Origin of the sequence: Achromobacter sp. (genome assembly GCF_036567245.1) — a bacterium.
In the GTDB taxonomy this organism is placed as follows: domain Bacteria; phylum Pseudomonadota; class Gammaproteobacteria; order Burkholderiales; family Burkholderiaceae_B; genus Achromobacter.
Genome location: NZ_DATCUY010000648.1, coordinates 1 through 1,507, shown reverse-complemented (window position 1 = coordinate 1,507; position 1,507 = coordinate 1). Strand labels below are relative to the sequence as shown.

Below are 1,507 nucleotides of genomic sequence, written 5' to 3'. Positions count from 1 at the left end.
TCAGCGCGGGATGCTTGAGGGCGTCCAGCTCTTCCTCGCCAAACCCCATCAGCTTGCAGCGGCGCAGTTGCCCATTGCGCAGGTCATAGAGGGCCTGGGCGATGACGGCCTGGTTGAGTGGGTGTGGTGCGGACATGCTGGCCTCCCTCGCTTACGTTCCAGCGTCCGCAGCGCCGGCGTCCAGGTCGAGCAGACGGCGGGCCAGCCGCAGCAGCCGGAACAACTTGACCAGTGCGGTGTCGCTCAGTCGCCGGGTTGCGTCGCCTTGTCCGTGCAGCAGCGCCGACAGGTCGATGACGAATTGCCCGTTGTCCAGGCGGACGTCGGCGGGCTGCTGACCGGACAGGCATGCCAGCAGCGCCAGAACGGCACGACCCAGCGGCCCCGGGTCCTGGGCGTAGGCACGGCAGGCGAAACCGATGCCGTCTGGACGGTCATCGATGCACTCGTCCAGGCGGGCCTCGTCCGCGATCTCGCGGGCGAACTGCGCGACGTGGATGCGCAGGCGCTCGGGCGTGTCCAGGCTCGCGTCGATGTACCAGACATCAGAGATCGGATAGAGCCCGCCGGCCTGTACGGGGATGGACTGCAAGACGTTCGCCGAGAAGTCAGGCGGCAGCGCATCGCCCAACTGGTCGGCGACCATGCGCTGGATGGACTGAAGCCGTTCGGTCGTTGGCGCCGGTGAGACGATGTGCTTCTGAAGCAGGTGGTCGTCCGCTGTCGGACTGGCCGTGCCCGCCTCGTTGGCATCTGCGTCGCTCTCGCGCGTTGAGGTGGGAGACGCAGGGCTTGCAGGCTGCGCTGTCGGTGCTGGCCCTGTGGTGGGCGGCGAGGCGTTGGCAGGTGGGCGCGCGATAACCCCAGGCTCCGGCAAGGCGGGCGGCGTCGAGGATGGCGTCGGATCGCTGACCAGAGCGCGCTGGCGGCTCTCGGATTCGGTCATGTCCAGCGCGAGCACGTCGTAATCGACGCCCAGCAGCTCGGCCATCTGACCGATCAGCTCGTCCTGTACGCGCTGCGCGGAGAACTCGTCGGCCTGCACATCAAACTGCGACAAGACTTCCTGGAAGAACTCGTCGAAGTCCTGAACCAGCGTGCGGCCCTTGGCGTAGCGCTCCCACGCGAACATGCAGGCCTTGCGCATGACCGACAGGCGTTCGACCTGGTGGCGGCCGAGGCCGCCATAGAGCACGGCGGGGATTGCCGGCAGCAGATAGCGCACCGCGTCGTTCATGCGGCTGATGTGCGACTGCTGGACCGGGAAGCCATCGGCGGCCAGGCGGCGGGCTAGTTCGGACTGGCTCAGGGCGGCGCCGCTTTCCTGCTCGTAGAACTCGCGCGCCTTCTCGACGCCGAGGGCGCGCTCGATGAAGGTGAGGCCGCCGCGCAGTTCGTTCTCGGCCAGGTGGCCGGTCAGCATGACGACTTCGCCGCGGCTGGGCCACGGCCGGAACAGGCACGATATGCGGAAAAACTGCTCGTCCTTGGTCTCCGACCACAGTTC

At 67.6% G+C, this 1,507-nt stretch carries 2 protein-coding genes; both read right to left on the bottom strand.

Annotation, left to right across the window (positions count from 1 at the left end; translation table 11 throughout):
- Positions 1–136: STY4526/YPO1902 family pathogenicity island replication protein (locus VIR09_RS27585; RefSeq protein ID WP_332015763.1), on the bottom strand; the 136-nt coding region annotated here is incomplete at its 3' end.
- Between the two features lie 15 nt (positions 137–151).
- Positions 152–1,507 (bottom strand): ParB family protein (locus VIR09_RS27580; RefSeq protein ID WP_332015762.1); only part of this gene is annotated, 1,356 nt, incomplete at its 5' end.